Genomic DNA, 18,840 nt, shown 5'->3' with positions numbered 1-18,840 from the left:
TGGGTGGAGTCTGACGCTCCAGGCTAACGCGGCGGACCGTCCCGACCTGCCGCTCGTCAGCCCGCGACGGGAGTCTGGGCCTCGGGCGCGTCCATGAGGATCGTGCGCTTGGGGTTGGCGGTCTGCGTCGGCAGTTCGACGGCGTGCTCCGGCTGCTGCGGCGCCGCCTGCATCTCGTCGGCGTCCTTGAGGTGCGCGAGAGTGGTGCGGCGCGGGTTGGCTATGTTGCGGAACATCGTCGACTTCACAGTCTTCATCTGGTGTTCAGGCCCTGTCGGTCCAGGCGTCTTCTGACGGACGCAGCTTGTCGGATTCGCCATCCCTGTAAAGCGTCAGGCTAAACATCCAATTCCCGGCCAAAGTCCAGAAGAGGCCATGATCTTCATGTGAGTTTGCTCACGAGTCAGCCGACAAAAAGGGCAAGTCACCCCGGGGATCGGCCGCTTGAAAACGGACATTGCGCCACTGAAGGCACCATTCCGCTCCTGATCATGAAGACTGGGACACCCCTCACCGGCGGAAGCTTTGCGGCGATCAGTCCGTTTTCTCCTAGATCACTTTCTACGTCTCGTGACTCCGCACTCACACGGCGTCACGTAGGTCGCGGCGCGACACACGGGCCTTGTTGGAGATCCGGCACTGTGCTGGAATTCCCGGGACCGCCGCGGGATCGAACCGGCGCGCAGGGGCGCAACGCAGCGCCGAGTGGCGGCGGGAAGGGGGAGCAGCGCCGGCTCACTCACGACCATCCATGGGGCGCTTGCCGCCCCACGACGCCGACACCGTCCGGCCGCCGAGCGGCAGGACGCCTGGTCCAGAGGTTGCGACGCTAGTGCAGGGACGTTTCAAGAGGGATGGCGCGGGGTCTCCCCAGGCCCGCCAGGGCCGAGGGGAAGCCGCTGCGGAGCCGGAGCGCGGCGGGACGGACCGCGGCGCCTCTCCCCAGCACGCCCAGAACCCCGCACCGGGCACGCCCGGCGAGAGCGGCCCGAAGGCCGCCCCGGCCAAGGGCAAGAGCTCGGCCGGAGCCAAGTCGCCCACGGGTCCCGGCTCCCGAATAGCCCTGCGCAACTGGCGCATCTCCACCCGCCTGGTCTCGCTGCTCGCGCTCCCCGTGATCACCGCGACCTCACTCGGCGCGCTCCGCATCAACTCGTCCATGGACGAGATCCAGCAGCTCGACAACATGAAGCTGCTGACCGACATGACCAAGCAGGCCACCGAGCTGGCCGCGGCGCTCCAGGAGGAGCGCGACAAGTCGGCGGGCCCGCTCGCCCACGGCGCGAAGGCCACGGACTACACGGTCAAGGGCGCGCGCGACAAGACCGACCGGGTGTACCGGAACTTCCTGCAGGGCACCCAGGACCTGAACGACACCGACGGCGAGAAGGGCCTCCTCGGCGTCCGGCACAGCGCGGTCCAGATCACCCAGCAGCTCCAGGGCATCAACAAGGTCCGCAAGGACGCCTTCAAGGACGAGAAGTCCACCTCGCAGACCGTCGAGGCCTACAGCCAGCTCGTCGAGCAGCTGCTCGCGCTGTCGCAGGACATGGCGCAGGCGACCAGCAACCCGGACATGATCCAGCGCACCCGCGCCCTGGCCGCCTTCTCCTCGGCCAAGGAGTACGCGTCCGTCCAGCGGGCGATCATCGCCGCGGCCCTGCCGGCCAACGACGACGAGTACGGCAAGATCTCCGAGACCGACCGCACCTTCGGCCTCAGCGCGAACGAGAAGGAGCGCTCGGAGCTCCAGACGTTCAGCAAGATCTACGCGGGCAACGCCGAGGAGCTCACCAAGCCCATCGACGGCGGCAACCCCGCGGTCAAGGCCGCCAACGAGTACGCCAAGCGCGTCCTCGAGCAGGAGGGCGGCATCAAGCTCCAGGACAAGCGGTCCTACAAGGACTGGGTCGACGCGGACACCACCAAGATCGACGCGATGGCCAAGATCGAGCTGACGCTGCTCGGCGAGATGGAGCAGAAGGCCCGCGAGCTGCGCAACGAGTCGGAGCAGTCGGCCATCCTCAACGGTGCGCTGATCCTGCTCGTGCTCGGCGTCTCGCTCGTCGGCGCCTTCGTCGTGGCCCGGTCCATGATCCGCTCGCTGCGCCGCCTGCAGGACACCGCGACCAAGGTCGCCCAGGACCGCCTGCCCGAGCTGGTCAAGCAGCTCTCGGAGTCGGACCCGCAGGACGTCGACACCTCCGTCGAGTCGGTCGGTGTGCACTCCCGCGACGAGATCGGCCAGGTGGCCGCGGCCTTCGACGACGTGCACCGCGAGGCCGTCCGCCTCGCCGCCGAGCAGGCCCTTCTGCGGGGCAACGTCAACGCGATGTTCACCAACCTCTCGCGCCGCTCCCAGGGCCTCATCCAGCGCCAGCTCTCGCTCATCTCGGAGCTGGAGTCCCGCGAGGCCGACCCGGACCAGCTGTCCTCGCTGTTCAAGCTCGACCACCTCGCCACGCGTATGCGTCGTAACGGTGAGAACCTCCTCGTCCTCGCCGGTGAAGAGCCCGGCCGCCGGTGGACCCGGCCCGTCCCGCTCGTCGACGTGCTGCGTGCCGCCGCGTCCGAGGTGGAGCAGTACGAGCGCATCGAGCTCGCCGCGGTGCCCGCCACCGAGGTCGCCGGACGCGTCGTCAACGACCTCGTGCACCTCCTCGCCGAGCTCCTCGAGAACGCGACCTCCTTCTCCTCGCCGCAGACCAAGGTCAAGGTCACCGGTCACGCGCTGCCCGACGGGCGCGTCCTGATCGAGATCCACGACACCGGCATCGGCCTCTCGCCCGAGGACCTCGCGGCGATCAACGAGCGGCTCGCCTCGCCGCCCACCGTGGACGTCTCGGTCTCGCGCCGCATGGGTCTGTTCGTGGTCGGTCGTCTGTCGCAGCGCCACGGCATCCGCATCCAGCTCCGCCCGTCCGACTCCGGTGGTACGACCGCGCTGGTCATGCTCCCCGTCGACGTGGCCCAGGGCGGCAAGAAGGCGCCGGGCAAGCCCGGTGCCCCCGGCCCGACCGGTGGCCCCGCCGCCGCTCAGGCCGCCGCGGGTGCCGCGGCCGCGCGCCGCGGCGTCGGCGCGGGCAACAACGGCCCCGCGCTCGGCGGTGGCCCCGGCCTCGCCGGTGGGCCCGGCCGTGGCGGCCCCGCCCTCGGCAGCGGCCCGGGTGCCGGTGCTCCGGGTGGTCCGGGACGGCTCGGTACCGGTGCCGGTGCGTCGCGCCAGCAGGTCGCGGGCTCCGGTCCGCGGGCCGCGCTGCCCGCCCGGGAGACCGGACAGCAGCGTCCGCCTGCCGCTCCGCAGCAGGGACAGCCGGGGCAGCCCGTGCAGCAGCAGGGCCAGCAGGGACCGGGCCAGGGCCGTCAGCCGCAGGCGCCGCAGGGCGGCCGTGGCGGCAACGCCCCGCAGCCTCCGGTTCCCCAGCAGCGTACGAATGCGATGAACCCGCCGGCGGACGCCGGTGACCAGGGCCGCAGGCCGCAGCTGCCGCCGCGCGGAGGGCCGCGTGCCGAGCTGCCGGGTGGCAACCCGCAGCCCCGCGTGCCGAGTTGGAGCGACGAGAACGCGCAGCCGCAGGTGTCGCGCGAGCCCTTCGACGCCCCGCGCGGTCACGAGGAGCACGAGTCCACGGGCCAGTTCCCGCAGCCCACGGCCGGCGCGGGCGCGGGCGTGGACGACCGGCAGGGCCCCGGCTCCACCGCCGAGTTCGCCCGCCCCGACTTCGACGGACCGCCGCCCGGCACCCCCGCGGCGCAGGACACCGGCTCCACCGGCCAGTTCGTCCGCTCGGACGTCTTCGGCGGCGGCCAGGGCCCGGGCGACGCCCAGCGGCACCAGCCGCAGGGCCAGGAGCCCGCGCAGCAGGGTCAGCAGCACAACCAGCAGCAGGCCCGGCAGCAGGATCCGCTGAACGACCCGCTGACGGACCCCCTGCCGGGTCAGGCCAACGGCCTCGCGCAGCGCGGCAGTCGGGAGATGCCCGACTACACCGTGCCGCGCCCGCCGGCCCCCCGCCGCGGTCAGATCGACCCCGGCCAGGGCATCCCCCAGCAGCCGCAGACCTCGCCGCAGCAGCCGCAGTCGCCGCAGCCCCGGTCCGCGCAGCCGCAGTCCACGCAGCCCCAGTCCGCCCAGCCCGAGGACCTGCTCCCCGCGGCCGGTCCCGGCGACGGCCGCACGCCGCTGTACGACACGCTGGAGACCAACTGGTTCCAGCAGCAGAACCAGCAGCAGGCCGCGCCGCAGAACCAGCAGCCCGCGCAGCAGGATCCGCAGAACCGGCACGCCGCACAGCAGCAGGAGCAGCAGGAGCGTGAGCAGCAGGGCCGTCGGGCCCCCGAGCCGCCGCAGCGCCCGCTCCCCTCGCGCCCCCAGCGCCAGGACCCGGCGGCCGCGCCCGCGGGCGGCGGTGGCACCAACGGCGGTGGCACGCCCACCGGTTGGCGCTCCTCCCCCAACGACGAGCTGGGCCGCCAGGCCGAGCGCGTCCGGCAGCCCTCCGCGGGCGGCGTCACCACATCCGGACTGCCGCGCCGCGTCCCGCGGGCCAACCTGGTCGCGGGCACGGCCCAGCAGCAGCAGGACAGCACAGGTCCGCAGGTCTCGCGTGCGCCCGAAGAGGTACGCGGCCGGCTGACGAATCTCCGTCGGGGCATCCAGCAGGGTCGCCAGGCCGGTTCCGGCCAGACCGGCAGTTTCCCCACTCACCAGCAGGAGCGTTAGTTGAGTCCGATGAGCCAGGCGGCACAGAATCTGAACTGGTTGATCACCAACTTCGTGGACAACACCCCCGGGGTGTCCCACACGGTCGTGGTCTCCGCCGACGGCCTCCTTCTGGCCATGTCCGAAGGCTTCCCGCGCGACCGCGCCGACCAGCTCGCCGCGGTCGCCTCCGGGCTGACCTCGCTGACCGCGGGGGCCTCCCGGATCTTCGAGGGCGGCCCCGTCACGCAGACCGTGGTGGAGATGGAGCGGGGGTTCCTCTTCATCATGTCCGTCTCCGACGGCTCGTCCCTGGCCGTGCTCGCGCACCCCGAGTGCGACATCGGCCTCGTCGGGTACGAGATGGCGCTCCTCGTCGACCGCGCGGGCGCCGTCCTGACCCCGGACCTCCGTGCCGAGCTCCAGGGCAGCCTGCTCCACTAGGCCCGCCGGCTTCGAAGCTTCCGCCCCTTCGGCCGCCCCACCGACCGAACGTACTGACCAACCGTCCGGCCGCCACACTGCCCCCACCGGCTCTGTCAGACGGCACACGCAGATGACCTGCTGTCCCGCCCGGAGGATCCATGACCCCGCCCACCGCCTCTCACAACCCGTACGGCCATGACGCGTCGTACGGAATGGAGGGCGACCAGCCGCTGGTGCGTCCCTACGCGATGACCGGCGGCCGGACCCGGCCCCGCTACCAGCTCGCGATCGAGGCGCTGGTGAGCACCACGGCCGACCCGGCCCAGCTGATGGGGCTGCTCCCCGAGCACCAGCGCATCTGCCACCTGTGCCGTGAGGTCAAGTCGGTGGCCGAGGTCTCGGCACTCCTTTCGATGCCGCTCGGCGTCGCCCGGATCCTCGTGGCCGACCTGGCCGAGGCCGGGCTCGTCGCCATCCACCAGCCCGGCGGCGACGAGTCCGCCGGCGGCCAGCCTGACGTGACACTGCTCGAAAGGGTGCTCAGTGGACTTCGCAAGCTCTAGCGGTTCGGGCGCGGTCCGTTCCACCACTTCCGCCAAGATCGTGGTGGCGGGCGGCTTCGGCGTGGGCAAGACCACGTTCGTCGGGGCGGTCTCCGAGATCAACCCGCTGCGCACCGAGGCCGTGATGACGTCCGCGTCCGCGGGCATCGACGACCTGACCCACACCGGGGACAAGACCACCACGACGGTGGCGATGGATTTCGGCCGAATCACGCTCGACCAGGATCTGATCCTGTACCTCTTCGGCACGCCGGGTCAGGACCGCTTCTGGTTCATGTGGGACGACCTGGTGCGCGGTGCCATCGGCGCCGTCGTCCTCGTGGACACCCGCCGTCTCGCCGACTGCTTCCCGGCGGTCGACTACTTCGAGAACAGCGGCCTGCCCTTCGTCATCGCCCTCAACGGCTTCGACGGCCACCAGCCGTACACGCCCGACGAGGTACGCGAGGCGCTGCAGATCGGGGACGGTACGCCGATCATCACGACCGACGCGCGACACCGTGCGGACGCAAAGAGCGGCTTGATCACGCTGGTCGAGCACGCACTTATGGCACGTCTCAAGTAGGCGGGGCCATACGGCAGTTGCCGTAGATCGCACGGAGCGGCCTGTGTCCTTTGACACGGCCGCACGCCGTGTTCATAACGTTTCGACAGAGAATTACCCGGTGACCGCCACACATCGCGGTCATCTGGTGTCGCTGTGCTCACAAGAGCCCCGCCTTTTGGCGGGGCTCGCTCTTTATGACCGATTTATCTGAGGCTTACACCACTCGGAAGTTCCGCTTCCCACTGTTTGGAACAGCGGCCCCTGACGTGCTGGAATGCGCTGAACTGCCCAGTAGCACGGGCCTTGGAGACGACAGCGGCACGACGTGAGTGCCGCCGCCGAGAGGTTGTTGGTCGAGTGAGGCGAAGCAAGCCGAGCCCCGCGGCACCCCCCACCGGGGACGCGCGGGGCAACTTCACCCCGCCGCCGCGCGCAGCGGCGTCCCCCGTTGACGTGGCCGCCACACCCGGCAATGAGCCCGAGGCTGCCTCCGGCGGACGGATGTCTCCCCGCAACTGGCGTGTGCCGACCCGGCTGAACGCGATCCTGCTCATACCCGTGCTCGTCGGCCTGGTCATGGGCGGCTTCAACGACGAGCGCTGGCAGCGCGCCGAGCGCCTCAAGGAGCCGAAGGCGGGCGGGGTCACCTCGTCCGGGCTCCCGCGGCGGGTGCCCAAGGCCAATCTGGTCGAGGGCACGGCGGAACAGACCCCGCAGGGCGGCCCCCAGGTCTCCCGCGACCCCGAGGACGTACGGGGCAGACTGAGCAACCTGCGCCGCGGCGTCCAGCGGGGACGCACTGCGGGCAGTGACAGGGAGAGCGCGGCCTTGGAGAGGGAGATCGCGTAGACGGTGCGGCCGTAGCTGGTGATGTTGCCGGTGCCCAGACCGAGCTCGTTGGCGAACTCCATCAGGGGGTGCTGGATGGCGACGTAGCCCTCTTCGGGTCTTCACGCCGGGGAGCTTGGTGGTGTACGCGTTCTGGCGCAGCGGCCCCAGGTGCGGCTCCACCTTGTGGAAGGCGTCGAGACGGCGCTGGAGGCCTTCCTTGTCGGGCATGTCCTGCGAAGCCGCCTTGAACGCGGCGGCGGCCTTGTCCGTGGCCTTGCGGGCCTTGACGACGGCCGCGTTGTTCCGGTCGCCGTTCAGGAGCGGAGCGGCGGAGATGTCCCGCTCCTCGATGAGGCGGTTGCCGAGGTCAAGAGCTCCATCGACACCTGGAGCGAGGCCCAGGACGCCGAGAGCACCGCCCGCCTGGTGCGGGCCTCCCTCGACTACACGTTGCTTCCTCCTCCAACTGTGCCGGGCACCATCACTGTGGAGCCGCGTCCCGAAACCTTACGGCCCCGGGACGCGAAAACGCACCGTCTGTCTGTTAGTTGAGAAGGCTCCCCTGAAGCTCCGCGCGCAGGTCCGGAGTGAGAACCGTGCCCGCGCGGTCGACAAGAAGTGCCATCTCGTACCCAATGAGACCGATGTCCGCATCCGAGGATTTCTCTTCATCATGTCCATCTCCGACGGCTCCTCGCTCGCCGTTCTCGCCCACCCGAGGATTCGGGCGACGCCGAGGGGAATGGAGAGCAGTGCCGAGATCTCAGCCACTGACTTGATCTCGCGGCACAGGTTGCAGATCCGCTGGTGCTCGGGCAACTGGCCCTGCAGCTGGTGCGGCCCAGCGGTGGTGTGCACCAGCGCCTCGATGGCGAGCTGGTAACGGGGCCTGGTGCGGCCGCCCGTCATGGCGTACGGGCGCACGAGGGGGTTGTTCGCCGAGCCCGCGGGCGCCGGCTCGGGGGCGCGCCGCTGGGGTTGCACGGGCTGGATACGGGGCGCCTGCGCCGGGGCACCCTGGTCGTACGGACGCGGCCCCGGCTGCTGGGGCTGTGCGTACGGCTGACGGCGGTGGCTGGGTGCGGAGGGGAAGTTGTACCTGTTCGGGCCGCCGTCGTGCTGGCCTCCCTGGCCATGACCAGGGGACCAGTTCGCCGATGACGAACCGTCTGGGGGTGTTGCCGTAGCCGACCTGGCGGAGGCCGGACTTGTCGCCATCCATCAGCCCGGCGGCGACGAGTCCGCCGGCGGCCAGCCAGACGTGACACTGCTCGAAAGGGTGCTCAGTGGACTTCGCAAGCTCTAGCGGCGGAGCAACAGCCCGCTCCACCACCAGCGCGAAAATCGTGGTGGCGGGCGGCTTCGGCGTGGGCAAGACCACGTTCGTCGGGGCGGTCTCTGAGATCAACCCGCTGCGCACCGAGGCCGTGATGACGTCCGCGTCCGCGGGCATCGACGACCTCACCCACACCGGAGACAAGACCACCACGACGGTGGCCATGGACTTCGGTCGCATCACCCTGGACCAGGACCTGATCCTGTACCTCTTCGGTACGCCGGGTCAGGACCGCTTCTGGTTCATGTGGGACGACTTGGTCCGTGGCGCCATCGGCGCGGTCGTCCTGGTCGACACGAGGCGGCTCGCCGACTGCTTCCCCGCCGTCGACTATTTCGAGAACTCCGGACTTCCCTTCGTGATCGCCCTCAACGGCTTCGACGGCCACCAGCCGTACACGCCCGACGAGGTGCGCGAGGCGCTGCAGATCGGGCCCGACACCCCGATCATCACGACGGACGCCCGCCACCGCGCGGACGCGAAGAGCGCGCTGATCACTCTGGTCGAGCACGCCCTGATGGCGCGCCTGCGGTAGTTCCTCGCGCACGCCTTTTTACCCGTACGCGGATGAGGGCCCGCACGCTTGCGCGTGCGGGCCCCTGTCAGTTGTGGCGGTAGTGGTCGAACTGGGTCACGCCCTGGTAGCCGTAGCTCTCGGGGTGCAGTTCGTGCAGGGCGACGCCGCCGCGGGCGAGCGGGCCGAGCAGGTCCGTGAGGAAGGCCGCGGCGCCGGTGATGAACTCGGCCTTCTCCGCCGCGCTGTTGGTGCCCGCGGTGATGCTGACCTCCAGGTGCGCGTCCCTGGCCGCGGTCAGCGGCTTGCCGTCGACGTGGTAGCGGTCGGCCGGGACCAGGTCGAGGTGGACGATGGTGCGTGCGCTCGACTTGCCGAGGGCCGAGACCGCGAGGCGCGTCAGGCCCTCGGCCAGGGCGTCTCGGACGTCGGCGGGCAGGTCGGGGTCGGTGACGGTGGCCCTGATGTGGGGCATGGCTCTCCTCGGTGCTTCGGGAGGGCCGCCGGTCCGGCGGCCCGGAGCAACTCTCGCCCCGCCTGGCACCATTGATCCAACGCATAGCCGTCATCGACGTATGAGGCCGCCTCATGACCGTGAACTTCCCCCAGCTCAGGGCCTTTCTCGCCGTCGTCGACGCGGGCGGCTTCAGTGCGGCCGCCGCCGAGCTCGGCCTCAGCCAGTCCGCGGTGTCGCACGCCGTGGCGTCCCTGGAGCGGGAGTTGGCCGCGCCGCTTCTCGTCCGGTCGGGGCCGGTGCGGACGACCGCGCTCGGCGAAAGGGTCCTGCCGCACGCCCGCACCGCGCTCGCGGCGGTCACGTCGGTGCGGGAGCTGGCGGCGGACGCCGAGCGGACCATGAGCGGCACCGTGCGCCTCGCCGCGACCCCCACGGTCTGCCAGGGGCTCGTTCCCGCCCTGCTGCGGCACTGGGGCGAGAGCCGGCCGCGGGTCACCGTGCGGGTCTTCGAGGGCGACAGCGCGGAGATCGCCGACTGGCTGGAGAAGGGCACGGCCGACGCCGCCGTCCTGGTCGACCCGCCGCCCGGCCCCGGCATCCAGCTCGCCGAGGACGGCTACCGCGCCCTGCTCCCCCGCGATCATCCGCTGGCGGGCGAGGAGGCCGTCGACATCCGCGATCTGGAGGACGACGAGTTCCTGATCTCGCCGAACGGCTGCGAGGCCCGCGTCCGCGCGATCCACCGCCTCGCGGGGCTGCCCTTCACGCCCGCGCACCGCGTGCGGGACCTGGCCACCCTGATCAGCATGGTGCAGGCGGGCCTCGGCGTGACCGTCCTGTCCGAGGTCTCCCGCTCGCTGGTCCCGCCCGATCTGGTGCTGCTGCCGGTGGAGCCGCGGACCTCCCGGCGGCTGGTCCTGACCGGACCCGGGTCCCGTCCCTGGCATCCCGCGGTCCGCGCCCTGGCGGAGTCGGCGGCGGCCGAGCTGTCCCGCACGGGCACCCCCGCGACGCCCTGAAACGCGCCGAGGCCCCGCCCTCCCGGAGGGGAGCGGGGCCTCGGCGAAGCGAGCCGTGGGCGTCAGCCCTGCCAGCTGTGCGGCGCCCGGAAGCCCGGGGTGCGCTCCAGGCGGCGCCAGCCGGCCTTGTCGCGGCCGCGGCGGGCCGGGGCGGCGGCGGGCCGCGCGGCGGCGCGGGCCAGCAGGATCGCGGTGATGGCCGCGACTTCCTCGGGCTCGGCGTGGCCCTTTTCGACGCGAATGTCAGGCGTAGTCATCTGCAGCGTTCTCCTTGTGGGCTACTGCGGCGCAGGCGCAGGTCTGGCTGCTACTGCGGGGGGTTGCCGTGCTTGCGCGAGGGCAGGTCGGCGTGCTTGTTGCGGAGCATCGCGAGGGAGTTGATGAGGACCTCGCGCGTCTCGGCCGGGTCGATGACGTCGTCGACCAGACCGCGCTCCGCGGCGTAGTAGGGGTGCATCAGCTCGGCCTTGTACTCCTTGACCATGCGCGCGCGCATCGCCTCGGGGTCCTCGGCGGCCGCGATCTGCCGGCGGAAGATCACGTTGGCGGCGCCCTCGGCACCCATCACCGCGATCTCGTTCGTCGGCCAGGCGTAGGTCAGGTCCGCACCGATGGACTGGCTGTCCATCACGATGTACGCACCTCCGTAGGCCTTGCGCAGGATCAGCGAGATCCGCGGCACGGTGGCGTTGCAGTACGCGTACAGCAGCTTGGCGCCGTGCCGGATGATCCCACCGTGCTCCTGGTCGACGCCGGGCAGGAACCCGGGGACGTCCAGCAGGGTGACGATGGGGATGTTGAAGGCGTCGCACATCTGCACGAAGCGGGCGGCCTTCTCGGAGGCCTCGATGTCCAGGACACCGGCGAGCGACTGCGGCTGGTTGGCGACGATGCCGACGACCTTGCCGTCGAGACGGGCCAGCGCGCAGATGATGTTCCGCGCCCAGCGCTCGTGGACCTCGAGGTAGTCGCCGTCGTCGACGAGCTCCTCGATGACCTTGGCCATGTCGTACGGGCGGTTGCCGTCCGCGGGGACCAGGTCGAGGAGCACGTCCGAGCGGCGCTCGGCCGGGTCCTCGGACTCGTGCGCCGGCGGGTTCTCCCGGTTGTTGGAGGGGAGCATCGAGATCAGGTAGCGGACCTCGGCCAGGCAGGTCTCTTCGTCGTCGTACGCGAAGTGGCACACGCCCGAGGTCTCGGCGTGCACGTCGGCGCCGCCGAGGCCGTTCTGCGTGATCTCCTCGCCCGTCACCGCGCGGACCACGTCGGGTCCCGTGATGAACATCTGCGAGGTCTCGCGGACCATGAACACGAAGTCCGTCAGGGCCGGCGAGTAGGCCGCGCCACCGGCGCACGGGCCCATCATCACCGAGATCTGCGGGATGACGCCGGAGGCCTTGGTGTTGCGCTGGAAGATGCCGCCGTACCCGGCGAGGGCCGAGACGCCCTCCTGGATACGGGCGCCCGCGCCGTCGTTCAGGGAGACCAGCGGGGCACCGGCCGCGATGGCCATGTCCATGATCTTGTGGATCTTCGTGGCGTGCGCCTCGCCGAGCGCGCCGCCGAAGATGCGGAAGTCGTGCGCGTAGACGAAGACCGTCCGGCCCTCGACCGTGCCCCAGCCGGTGATGACACCGTCGGTGTACGGCTTCTTGGCCTCCAGGCCGAAGCCCGTGGCCCGGTGCCGGCGCAGCTGCTCGACCTCTTGGAACGACCCGGGGTCGAGAAGGAGCTCGATCCGCTCGCGTGCGGTCAGCTTGCCCTTGGCGTGCTGCGCCTCGGTCGCCTTCTCACTGGGCCCGCGCAGCGCCTCCGCACGGATCTCGTGCAGCTCGGCCACGCGCCCACGCGAGTCGGTGGGCTCGTCCCCAGTCGAAGCGGTCTCGTCCAAAACGGTCATGTAGCGACCTTACGGAGCGTCCCCAGGGAAACGGACCGTCGACTCTGTACAGTCTCCGGGCCGTTTTCCTGGCACCCCCGGACAGAAGAGGGAAGGGGTACTGAAGAAGTGACGGTTCAGACCCGCTCCCGTTGTAGGGGTTCCATAAAAAAGTGGCAGAAATGCGCCTCCTGAGGCTCCCCTCGTCGGCCGTCCGTCAGCCCGCCGACGGCCCGACGTCAGCCGAGAGACATCTCACACCGGTGGCTCGCGCAGGCCGTGCCCGGCCTGATCCGCAGCCGCAGCGACCCGCCCGTGCCGACGACCTCCACCGAGGGATCCTTGGCCACGATCCGGGACACCGGTCGGTTCCAGGTGAATTCGAGAGGTTCTCCCGTGCGCGGGGGTTCGCCCACATGCACCGTAGCGCTTCTCCCCCGCCGCCGGACCAGGACGCTCGCGGGTGCGGAGACGGTGAGCGGTCCGGCCTCGCCCGCCCGCCAGAAGTTGGCCGCGATCAGGCCGAGCGAGTCGACGGCCACGGCCTGGACCGCCGCTGAATTGGCGAGGACCGACAACCAGCGGCGGTCGGCCGCACGGGCCCGCAGGGCGCGGCGCGAGGCCCCGGGCATGAGGAGATAGGCGTACGCGGCGTCCCGGGGGTCGGTCCCGTGGTCGAGCCACAGCGTCTGCCAGCGCCGGGTGCGCCGCTCCGTGGAACTCGTGGTGTTGATGTCGGACCAGGCTCCGGTGCGGTCCTCGCGCAGGGTCCGCAAGCCGGACGTGCCGCCGGGGAAGACCCAGCCGCCGTGCCCTTCGAGGTGGGCCCAGCGGGGGCGCGGGGCCTCGTCGAGGGCGAAGGCGGCGGTACCCGCCTCGCCCAGGTTGCGGTTGTCGACGACCGTCTCGACGGGGACGCCGTCGGACGCGGTGATCCCGGCGCCGAGGCAGATCACGGCGTCGGCGGCGCAGAACCACGACTTACGGGCGTCGAGCGTGGAGCCGAGCCCCTTGAGGTGCTGGCCGACGGCCGCGAACTCGCCGTCCGTCGCGCCGCCCACCCACGTCGCCGCGGGCCTGGCCGCGCCCCACTCGCCGCCCGCCTTGTCGGGCAGCCGCTTGGTGGACACGGTCGTCCCCGGCAGCCGGTAGGGGTCGACGGTCGGCCAGAACCAGTCGGTGTACTGATCGGCGCGCTTCCCCGCGGCCCACCAGTAGAGCATTCCGGCACCCGTGTGCCAGCCGCGCGGGTTCTCGCCGTTGCCGCACTCGTAGTACGAGATCCGGTCCGAGGCCATCGAGAGGGCCGCCGTGAATCCGGGGCGCCGGTGCACGGCGCGGTCCATGGCGGGGAACAGCCGGTGCCCCACCGGTTCTGGCGCCGCCCTCACGCCGGAGTCCGCCACCGCGTGCAGCCGCGCCAGGTCGGCGACCCCGAACTGCCGGGCGGTGAGGATCGGCGTGACGGTGTCGCGCTCGATCCACCCCTTGACGCGGCCGTACCAGCGCTCCCGCTCGGCCGCGCTCGCGCCGCCCGCGAGCAGCGCCACGGCGGCGATCACGCCCTGCCCGTGGAAGTGGTCGCTGCGCATGACCTTGCGGTCGTCGCTCGCCAGGTAACCCCGGCTGATGGCACGCCCGTTGACGCAGTCCATCATCAGACCGTCCAGGATCAGGGGCGCGTACGCGCGCTCGACGCTGTCGAGGACGATCTGCTTCCTGGGGTCGGTGACCTCCCAGGTGGACCCGGCGAGCAGCGCGAAGAGCCGGCCGAGTCCGTCGAGCATGACCTGGCCGTACGTTCCCGAGTACGCGACCGAGGCGTGCTGGATGAACGAGCCGTCCTCGTGGAGTCCGTCGCCCTTGGTGACGTACGGGAAGACCGGCGAGAGGGCGTCGCGGGCGAGGGCGACCTTGGCCGGGGCCCTGCCGAGTACGCCGCGCAGGGCGACGGAGCGGCACAGGTCGACACGGTTGGCGCCGGTCGAGGTGCCGCTGTAGTCGCCGAGCGCGGAGTCGGGGACGAAGTGGTCGACGGCGGCGAAGGCCTTGTCGCGGCGGGCCGCGCCGAGGTGGTCGTGGAGCGCCGCGACGATGTCCATGAGCAGGCGGGGGCTGCCTATCTGCCACTCCCACCAGTTGCCGTAGCGGGTGGTGGAGGCGTTGTACACGGTGGCCTCGACGTGATCGAGGCCGCGCAGGACGTCGGCGAGGAGCCCCGCGTCGCCCGTCGAGCCCGTGCCCTCGCAGAGGTACGCCTGGGTCATCGTCCACAGCCTGCTGTAGCTCGTGGTGACGCCGGCCGGAGGGTCGAACGGGGCGGTGGGCCAGAGCCGGCCGGCGGTCGGCTCCATGGTCGAGCGGAAGGCGCGGGCGAGGTCGCCGGTCTCCTTGAGGCGGGACGCGTACGGCTCGGCGGTGGGGTCGTAGCCGGTGCCGAGGGAGAGCTCCAGCCAGCGCCGCCGGAGGGTGTCGAACTCGTCGTCGCCCTGTGCGGCGTACGCCTGGGCGGGGAAGGTCGACATGGCGGCTTCGGCGACTCCTGCTGCTCCGGCAGTTCCGAAAGCGGTTGCGGCGAGGAAGGTGCGACGGGTGGGCGTCATGCGACAGGGGTGTATCAAGGGAGAGAAAGCGCTGTCTATACCTTGAGCAGACATCGGCGGGCAGTGCGCGACGACGGAGCGGCACACGACGGCGAAGACGGCTGAGCGGCGTGCGACGGCAGAATGGGGCGCCGCGCGACGTCGGCCGCGCGGCGCCCCCTGCGGAGTACCCCTGTGACTCCGCAGGTTCAGCGGGTGACGCCTCGCTTGAAGAGCGAGCGCGCCCACACGAAGCCGAGCAGGGCGATGGCGATGCCCCAACCCACGGCCAGCGGACCGAACTTGCCGATCTCACCGCCGGTGAGCAGCCCGCGCAGGGTCTCGGTAAAGGCGGTGTAGGGCTGCCACTCGGCGAAGTGGCGCAGCCAGTCCGGCATCGAGTCGAGCGGCACGAACACGCTGCTGAGGAAGGGCAGCAGGAAGGAGAAGGGCAGGGCGACGCTGCTGGCCGCCTCCGGGGCCCTGACCAGCTGGCCGAGCGCGACCGCGAGCCAGGTGAGCGCGGTGCTCATGAGGGTCAGGAGCGCGGCCGCCGCGACCCACTCGACGGGCTCGGCACCGGAGCGGAAGCCCACGAGGAAGGCGACGCCGACGACGAGGACGAGGGTGAGCAGCGTCTGGATGACGGCGCCGACAGCGCGGCCCGTGAGGATCGAGGAGCCGTTGATCGGCATGGTCCTGAAGCGGGCCACGATGCCCTCGGTCATGTCGGTGCAGACGCCGACCGTGGTCGGCAGGACGCCCGAGCCGACGGCCATCAACAGGATGCCGGGGACGAGGTAGTTGACGTAGTCGCCGGAGTCCTGGGCGCCCATCCCGGCCGACATCGTGCCGCCGAAGACGTAGTTGAAGAGCAGCAGCATGGCGATGGGCATGCTGACCAGGCTGATCGTCATGGCCGGGTAGCGGCGCGCGTGCCGGAGGTTGCGGCGCAGCATGGTCAGGGAGTTGCTCAGCGCCGAGGTCGGCACGGGCTGGTGCGAGCGGATGACGGCGGAGGCCGCGGCGGGCGTGGCGGTGGGGGCGGAGGTGCTCATCGGGTCGTCGCTTTCTCGTGGTCGGGGCGGCCGGTGACGGCGAAGAAGACGTCGTCCAGGTCGGGGGTGTCGATGGTGAGGCCCTCGACCTCGGACTCCGTGGCCTCGACCCAGTCGAGCAGGGCCTTGACGGACTTGACGCTGCCGTCGCTCGGGACCTGCAGGGTGAGGGAGTCGTCGTCGCGGCTGCCGATGCCGAGGGTGCGGGCGGCGCGCTCCAGAGCGGCCACGTCACCGAAGCGCAGCACGACGTGGCCGCCGGGGACGAGGCGCTTGAGCTCGGCGGGGGTGCCCTCGGCGACGAGCTTGCCGCCGCTCAACACCGCGATGCGGTCGGCGAGTTGGTCCGCCTCCTCCAGGTACTGCGTGGTGAGCAGGACGGTGACGCCGTCGGACACGAGGCCGCGCACGACCTCCCACATGCCGTGGCGGCTGCGCGGGTCGAGGCCGGTGGTGGGCTCGTCGAGGAAGATGATGCTCGGGTTGCCGACCAGGGTCATCGCGATGTCGAGCCGGCGCCGCATGCCGCCGGAGTACGTCGCCGCGGGCTTCCTCGCCGCCTCGACGAGGTCGAACCGGTCCAGGAGGTCGCCGGTGAGCAGCCGGGCCTGGCGGCGGCCGAAGCCGTAGAGGTCGGCCATGAGGAGCAGGTTCTCCTCGCCGGACAGGAGGTTGTCGACGGCGGAGAACTGACCGGTCACGCCGATCGCGGCGCGCACCTTCTCGGGCTCGCGGTTCAGGTCGTGGCCCGCGATCCGCACCTCCCCCGCGTCGGCCCTGACGAGCGTCGACAGGATCTGCACGGCGGTGGTCTTGCCCGCGCCGTTGGGACCGAGCAGGGAGAAGACCGTCCCCTGGGGGATGTCCAGGTCGATGCCGTCGAGGACGGTCTTCTCGCCGAAGGACTTGCGCAGTCCGGTGGCGGTGATCGCCGCCGGGCGCGCCTGGTGGGGCGTTGCCATATCCGTTCCTTTTCGGGTGCGGGCAGCCTCAATACCGGACACCAGTTCGAAACTGAGCCCGGGCGGCTGCCAGGGTGGCAGCAGGGAGAAGGGGAGTGGGGTGAAGAGAGAAAGAGAGGAGGAGAGGCAGAGAAGTGGTGAGGCGAAGGCCCGGAGGGGGCGGGGCGAGGGCGGCCCGGGAACCCGGGGGCCCCGGCCCCCGGGTCAGGACCGGTGGACCACGATGTCGCCCATGCCCGTGCGGGCCCGCACCTTGAGGGTGTCCGTGGGCTCGCCCGGCACGTCCGAGGACTCCAGCGCCTGCTTCACGGAGCCGAGCCGCGTGTGGACGTCGAGCCAGGTGGCCGTGCCCTCGCGGATGCCGATGTCGATGCTGCCCGCGGCCGTCTCCACGACGGCGGTGCCGCGCACCAGCTCGCCGATGCGGATGGTGCCGGTGGCGGTCTTGATGCCGACGTCGGCGGCGGCGCGGTCGACGGAGACGGCGCCGTTGGCCGCCTTCACCGTGATGTCGCCCTCGATGTCGCCGAGATGGGTGGCGCCGTTGGAGTTCTTGACCCCGACGGCTCCCGTGACCTCGCCGAGGCGGATCTCGCCGGTGCCGGTGCGGACCTCGGCCCCGCCGTTCGCACGGCCGACGGTCACCTCGCCGAAGCCGGTGGTGAGCTTGACCGAGGCGGCGCGCTCGACCTGGACGTCACCGGCGGACGTCTTGAACTCGCAGTCGCCGAGCCTGCCTTCGGCAGTGAAGTGCACCGCGGCGCTGGTGGCGTGCACCTCGGAGCCCGCGGGCAGCGCGATCTCCACGTCGATCGACGGGTGCTTGCTGAAAGGGGAACGGTCCTTGGGCCCCTTGACCAGCAGCTTGCCGTTGGCGAACTCCACGCGGGTGCGCTCGGCCGCCTTGACGTCCAGGTCCCTGGCCTCGCTCGTGGGACGCACGTCGACGACGGTGTCGGCGCGGTCGCCGGCCACCACCCTGAGGGTGCCGATGTCGATGGCGACCGTGGCGGTGATGGGCTTCGGAGTGTCGAAAGAAGGCATGGCTGTCCCGTCCTACTGGCTCGGCGTGAAGTGAAGTCCCGCGTGGGGGCCGGGAGTTGCGGTGGCTACCGCACCCAACCGGTGAAGCCGTTTCCCGGCCGCCCGAACTCCCGGCGGGCGGCGGGCTGGCCGCCGGGCTGCTCCAGGGCGCCCGAGACCGCGCGCACGAGCCAGGCGTTGACCGAGAGGCCGTCCCGGCTCGCCGCCTCTTCGACGCGGGCCTTGACGTTGGCGGGCAGACGGAGGTTGATCCGGGCGGTGGCGCCGTCGTCCGCCGCGTCGGAGGCGGCGGGCTGCGGGGGCGCGGGGGCCGGCCGTGCGGCCATGAGCGCCTCGTACTCCGCCTGGGCGTCGAACGCGTCGGCCGTGGGCGGCAGCGTCACCACGAACTCGGGGTCGAGCCCCCGCAGTCGCAGGTCGACCGAGCCCGGCGCGAGATCGCTGGTGATCTCGTCCGCGGCGGCGGAGAGCGCGTTCAGCAGGGTGAGCCGGGCGGCCGACTCGAGCGGGGCGGTGAGGCGCTCGGCAAGGGCGCGGGCCTCGTCGCCACCGGCTTCGGCGGCCACCGCGAGCTCCTGCCGGAGCTGGTCGACGTACTGCGAGAGGTTCATGACGCCATAGTGGCATCACGGTGGCGCCAGGGCAAGCGTGAAGAGCGCCAAATGTTGGCGCCGAGGGGCTACCGCAAGGCCTTTTCGCAGGTCAGAGGGGTAGAAATTGATACGGGGCAATTTTGGCACCGCGATGGTGCCACATGACGCCACGCGGCGCCGAAATGGCATCGATCTCGCACGCCGCGCAGGAACGGCCGACAAAACGGAGACTGATGGTGACGACCGGACCACACACCGACAGAGGTTGAACATTGAACTGAATCGCGCTACATTCAATCTCGTTGAACATTCAACAGAAGCTCCCGT

At 71.2% G+C, this 18,840-nt stretch carries 17 protein-coding genes and 4 pseudogenes; 8 read left to right on the top strand and 13 right to left on the bottom strand.

The window, feature by feature from the left end; all coding sequences use genetic code 11:
• Positions 1-56 precede the first annotated feature (56 nt).
• Complete coding sequence (locus ACZ4D5_RS35975; RefSeq protein ID WP_467776695.1) at positions 57-257, bottom strand: hypothetical protein; 201 nt, start codon at positions 255-257, stop codon at positions 57-59.
• A gap of 575 nt (positions 258-832) precedes the next feature.
• Between ACZ4D5_RS35975 and ACZ4D5_RS35970 the strand changes: the two genes are divergently transcribed.
• The 5 genes from ACZ4D5_RS35970 to ACZ4D5_RS35950 all read left to right on the top strand — a co-directional run bounded on the left by ACZ4D5_RS35970 (position 833) and on the right by ACZ4D5_RS35950 (position 7,087).
• A complete protein-coding gene (locus ACZ4D5_RS35970) occupies positions 833-4,723 on the top strand; it encodes a sensor histidine kinase (protein WP_467776694.1) in 3,891 nt (1,296 codons plus the stop codon).
• A gap of 9 nt (positions 4,724-4,732) precedes the next feature.
• Positions 4,733-5,146 carry a roadblock/LC7 domain-containing protein gene (locus tag ACZ4D5_RS35965; RefSeq protein WP_467776693.1) on the top strand — a complete coding sequence of 138 codons (414 nt, stop codon included), beginning with the start codon at positions 4,733-4,735 and terminating at the stop codon, positions 5,144-5,146.
• Between the two features lie 140 nt (positions 5,147-5,286).
• A complete protein-coding gene (locus ACZ4D5_RS35960) occupies positions 5,287-5,691 on the top strand; it encodes a DUF742 domain-containing protein (protein ID WP_467776692.1) in 405 nt (134 codons plus the stop codon).
• The gene (locus ACZ4D5_RS35955; protein WP_467776691.1) at positions 5,672-6,256 is read left to right on the top strand and encodes a GTP-binding protein; all 585 of its coding nucleotides are present in this window, start codon (positions 5,672-5,674) and stop codon (positions 6,254-6,256) included. The genes ACZ4D5_RS35960 and ACZ4D5_RS35955 overlap by 20 nt, the downstream gene beginning before the upstream one ends.
• Positions 6,257-6,739: 483 nt before the next feature.
• The gene (locus tag ACZ4D5_RS35950) at positions 6,740-7,087 is read left to right on the top strand and encodes a hypothetical protein (protein ID WP_467776821.1); all 348 of its coding nucleotides are present in this window, start codon (positions 6,740-6,742) and stop codon (positions 7,085-7,087) included.
• Here ACZ4D5_RS35950 and ACZ4D5_RS35945 read toward each other — a convergent pair.
• The 3 pseudogenes from ACZ4D5_RS35945 to ACZ4D5_RS35935 all read right to left on the bottom strand — a co-directional run.
• A pseudogene (locus ACZ4D5_RS35945) lies at positions 7,051-7,453 on the bottom strand (nitrate- and nitrite sensing domain-containing protein); the annotation flags it as partial. The gene ACZ4D5_RS35950 and the pseudogene ACZ4D5_RS35945 overlap by 37 nt on opposite strands.
• Before the next feature lie 160 nt (positions 7,454-7,613).
• Positions 7,614-7,724, bottom strand: a pseudogene (locus tag ACZ4D5_RS35940) (roadblock/LC7 domain-containing protein); the annotation flags it as partial.
• A gap of 122 nt (positions 7,725-7,846) precedes the next feature.
• A pseudogene (locus ACZ4D5_RS35935) lies at positions 7,847-7,978 on the bottom strand (DUF742 domain-containing protein); the annotation flags it as partial.
• A 268-nt stretch (positions 7,979-8,246) separates the two neighbouring features.
• Between ACZ4D5_RS35935 and ACZ4D5_RS35930 the strand changes: the two are divergent.
• Both ACZ4D5_RS35930 and ACZ4D5_RS35925 read left to right on the top strand, forming a co-directional pair.
• Positions 8,247-8,375, top strand: a pseudogene (locus ACZ4D5_RS35930) (DUF742 domain-containing protein); the annotation flags it as partial.
• Positions 8,356-8,940, top strand: a complete 585-nt coding sequence (locus ACZ4D5_RS35925; RefSeq protein WP_030361923.1) for a GTP-binding protein — start codon at positions 8,356-8,358, stop codon at positions 8,938-8,940. The pseudogene ACZ4D5_RS35930 and the gene ACZ4D5_RS35925, both read left to right, overlap by 20 nt.
• Before the next feature lie 67 nt (positions 8,941-9,007).
• On the opposite strand, the gene ACZ4D5_RS35920 is transcribed toward ACZ4D5_RS35925, so the two are convergent.
• Positions 9,008-9,394: a tautomerase family protein gene (locus tag ACZ4D5_RS35920; RefSeq protein ID WP_467776690.1), complete on the bottom strand. Its 387-nt coding sequence runs from the start codon at positions 9,392-9,394 to the stop codon at positions 9,008-9,010.
• A gap of 113 nt (positions 9,395-9,507) precedes the next feature.
• Here ACZ4D5_RS35920 and ACZ4D5_RS35915 point away from each other — a divergent pair, with 113 nt between their 5' ends.
• Entirely contained in the window at positions 9,508-10,395 is an 888-nt protein-coding gene (locus tag ACZ4D5_RS35915) for a LysR family transcriptional regulator (RefSeq protein WP_467776689.1), read from the top strand.
• Positions 10,396-10,457: 62 nt separating this feature from the next.
• On the opposite strand, the gene ACZ4D5_RS35910 is transcribed toward ACZ4D5_RS35915, so the two are convergent.
• The 8 genes from ACZ4D5_RS35910 to ACZ4D5_RS35875 all read right to left on the bottom strand — a co-directional run bounded on the left by ACZ4D5_RS35910 (position 10,458) and on the right by ACZ4D5_RS35875 (position 18,823).
• Positions 10,458-10,652 (bottom strand): acyl-CoA carboxylase subunit epsilon, encoded by a 195-nt coding sequence (locus tag ACZ4D5_RS35910; RefSeq protein ID WP_467776688.1) that lies wholly within the window; start codon positions 10,650-10,652, stop codon positions 10,458-10,460.
• A 50-nt stretch (positions 10,653-10,702) separates the two neighbouring features.
• Positions 10,703-12,295 (bottom strand): acyl-CoA carboxylase subunit beta, encoded by a 1,593-nt coding sequence (locus ACZ4D5_RS35905; RefSeq protein ID WP_467776687.1) that lies wholly within the window; start codon positions 12,293-12,295, stop codon positions 10,703-10,705.
• Positions 12,296-12,513: 218 nt separating this feature from the next.
• Positions 12,514-14,877 carry a polysaccharide lyase 8 family protein gene (locus ACZ4D5_RS35900; protein WP_467776686.1) on the bottom strand — a complete coding sequence of 788 codons (2,364 nt, stop codon included), beginning with the start codon at positions 14,875-14,877 and terminating at the stop codon, positions 12,514-12,516.
• 188 nt (positions 14,878-15,065) lie between these two features.
• Complete coding sequence (locus tag ACZ4D5_RS35895; RefSeq protein ID WP_467776685.1) at positions 15,066-15,914, bottom strand: ABC transporter permease; 849 nt, start codon at positions 15,912-15,914, stop codon at positions 15,066-15,068.
• A complete protein-coding gene (locus ACZ4D5_RS35890) occupies positions 15,911-16,876 on the bottom strand; it encodes an ATP-binding cassette domain-containing protein (protein WP_467776684.1) in 966 nt (321 codons plus the stop codon). The genes ACZ4D5_RS35895 and ACZ4D5_RS35890 overlap by 4 nt, the downstream gene beginning before the upstream one ends.
• 204 nt (positions 16,877-17,080) lie before the next feature.
• Positions 17,081-17,920, bottom strand: coding sequence for a DUF4097 family beta strand repeat-containing protein (locus tag ACZ4D5_RS35885; protein WP_467776683.1), 840 nt, complete (start codon positions 17,918-17,920; stop codon positions 17,081-17,083).
• A gap of 65 nt (positions 17,921-17,985) precedes the next feature.
• Complete coding sequence (locus ACZ4D5_RS35880) at positions 17,986-18,531, bottom strand: Arc family DNA-binding protein (RefSeq protein ID WP_467776682.1); 546 nt, start codon at positions 18,529-18,531, stop codon at positions 17,986-17,988.
• 91 nt (positions 18,532-18,622) lie between these two features.
• Positions 18,623-18,823, bottom strand: coding sequence for a hypothetical protein (locus ACZ4D5_RS35875; RefSeq protein WP_467776681.1), 201 nt, complete (start codon positions 18,821-18,823; stop codon positions 18,623-18,625).
• Between the last annotated feature and the right edge of the window lie 17 nt (positions 18,824-18,840).

Source organism: Streptomyces sp. NPDC025651, from assembly GCF_055558735.1.
The sequence above is the reverse complement of the archived record's forward strand: the minus strand, read 5'-3'. Positions and strand labels throughout refer to the sequence as shown.